The sequence below is a fragment of the Chryseobacterium sp. VD8 genome, from assembly GCF_037149975.1.
GTDB classification, from domain to species: Bacteria; Bacteroidota; Bacteroidia; order Flavobacteriales; family Weeksellaceae; genus Chryseobacterium; species Chryseobacterium indicum.
In genome coordinates this window covers 1-2,366 of the sequence record NZ_JBBCQL010000373.1, presented here as the reverse complement: position 1 = coordinate 2,366, position 2,366 = coordinate 1, and the positions used below count along the sequence as shown (strand labels likewise).

At 31.0% G+C, this 2,366-nt stretch carries 4 protein-coding genes; all 4 read left to right on the top strand.

What is annotated here, in order from left to right:
• Window positions 1-188 precede the first annotated feature (188 nt).
• Window positions 189-758 carry a pentapeptide repeat-containing protein gene (locus tag WFK35_RS22265; RefSeq protein ID WP_336734779.1) on the top strand — a complete coding sequence of 190 codons (570 nt, stop codon included), beginning with the start codon at window positions 189-191 and terminating at the stop codon, window positions 756-758.
• Between the two features lie 11 nt (window positions 759-769).
• A complete protein-coding gene (locus tag WFK35_RS22260) occupies window positions 770-1,384 on the top strand; it encodes an immunity protein Tsi6 family protein (RefSeq protein WP_336734777.1) in 615 nt (204 codons plus the stop codon).
• Between the two features lie 45 nt (window positions 1,385-1,429).
• Complete coding sequence (locus WFK35_RS22255; protein WP_336734775.1) at window positions 1,430-2,068, top strand: hypothetical protein; 639 nt, start codon at window positions 1,430-1,432, stop codon at window positions 2,066-2,068.
• 62 nt (window positions 2,069-2,130) lie between these two features.
• Window positions 2,131-2,361 (top strand): hypothetical protein, encoded by a 231-nt coding sequence (locus WFK35_RS22250; protein ID WP_336734773.1) that lies wholly within the window; start codon window positions 2,131-2,133, stop codon window positions 2,359-2,361.
• Window positions 2,362-2,366 lie beyond the last annotated feature (5 nt).

The window sequence follows — 2,366 nt, the reverse complement described above, 5'->3', positions numbered from 1 at the left end:
CAACAATTCAGAATTATTACGCGCCGCAGATGAACGCACATACGAAAGGAAGTAATGTGATGATTTCGGAATGATTTATTTACAAATGATAAAACGGTAAAAAATGATATTTTAAAAAATCATAAAAGATAACGCGATAATTAAAATATCTTAAGTTTTCAAAAAGAATAAAATTTCAATTTTAAGATTTGGAAAATATAAAAATTAAAATACAGCTTCATAAAAATTGGATACATGATAAAGGAGGAGAGCAGCTGAACGTTGAAAATGAAGAGTTGAGCAATATGGAATTATTTGATGAAAATTTAAATTCAGCTGTGTTTTGTAATACAAAATTTATAAACGGAGTTTTCCGAAATGTAAATCTGGGCGGAAGTTCTTTCTTTAACTGTGTTTTTTCTTCGGTCAATTTTGAAAATTCGTATCTCAGAAAGTGTGAATTTCACCAGTGTAGATTCCAAAACTGTATTTTTTTAGAAAGTGAAACAACAAAAGCAGAGTTTTATGATACTTCCGTGGAGTTTTGTCTTTTTAAGAATTTAAAATTAGGCTGGAGTTATTTTGGAAATTGTATAATTTCTGGCTCAAATTTTCAGTTGGTAGAAGTGGATGGCTTAATTTTTTCTGACTGTCAGTTTCAGAATCTTGATTTTAAAGATCTGAAATTCAGCAAAGCGTATCCTGTGAAGATAAATGACTGTGCAAATATTATTGCTGTAGAAGAATTAAAAAAACAAACAAAATGTACATCCGACTGAACAGTGAAAAAATGAGACAAGTGTATAGAGATACCCTTAATCTGGCTACACAGAAAACGGAGGAACTAATGAAGTTATTTCCTGAAATTCCCATGTATCATTCCATCTATAATCAATTACTTGATATTGATGAAAAAATAATAAAGAATACTACTGTTTTTTCTGAAAACGAATTATACAAAAGATATTCTTTAGGACATTTGGCGGTGAAAAATTTCGATTACGAAAATGATGAATATGCAAAATTGTTGATTGATATCTTCGGAGGAGCATTCGATTATCATATATCATCCGAAAGTTTCAGGCAACTCCTGTTTGATGGAGATGAAAGAAAATGTGTGAACAAAGTGTTTGAAGTTAATCGGCAGAAAATCAAGCTGACTGATTTTTATAACCATCCGTTAAAAGAACTGAAAAAGCAAACAGATCGTGAAAGTTTTGATCTGATGGTGGAAGAAAACAGCTTTAAAAAGATCAATAATTTTATTGAAAAATACATTTCTGAAAAAGGACTGGAAATATATTATCTGAAGAAAAATGATCTGATTTATTTATTTTCTTACGGCGAATATCAACCAGGAAGATATATGCTTTTTTTAGAAGACATCCGGATCTGGAACTCTTAAAGTTACGGACATTTTAACTGAAATAAATTATTTAATTAAGAAAAATTGGAAAACGAAATATATGATACGCTGTACTATTACAGCGAAAATGGCGAAGAAGGTTATGATCTCACAGAAGTGCAGCTCATCGGTAAAACCGACGAAAACCGTGTCGAAAAACTGAAACTTTTGCTTCATCATAAAAATGTCTACATTTCTTATCAGGCAATGCTTATTTTGGTTGCTTGGGCAATTCCGGAAGGATTTGTACAGCTTGACCGTTTCATTTCTGAAAAATGGGATGAAAAGCACAGCTTTGAACCTCACAGAATTTATAATGAAGATAATGTGTATGATGTTATCGTGGATGCATTATACATTTCGATACTCAATGGAAAAGAAGAACAGGAATTATATCCTTATGTAAAACATTTCTTAAGCATTTACGGAGATAGGTTTTTCGAATCCTGTTTGAAAGATTTTCTGTTGAAAAAAGACTGCAAACCGCTATTGAAAGAAATTGAAGAGGCGATGAAAAGTGGTTTGAAAAATAAAAAATACTATCAGGCAAGTCAGCTTTTTCCGGTTATCGTTCATTACGATAAACACAGGTTTAAGGAATATTTTGAGGTTTTCAGTTCTTTATTAAAAGATGATAAGAGAATTGAATACAATATTGAAGAGGCTGAAAAAATCAGATCATAGATGGTTAGATTCTGAATGAAGGAAATTATATTTTAATGTTTTAAGACCAATAAAAAATAATCATGAAAAACCTTTTAGAAAAAAAAGACTGGTATTATTATATTTATGAAAACGGCAACACCATTGAATTATCCGTTCCGATTTCTACTCCGGCACCGGGTTTTGATGCAATCCATACGCTGACTGATCCTGAAAAAGAGGAATATCTTACAAAAGGAATTACAGCTCTCGAAGACCGAATAAAAGATATGGAAATGAATTTTACAAAGTACGTTTTGAATTCTTGGAGATAGTTCTT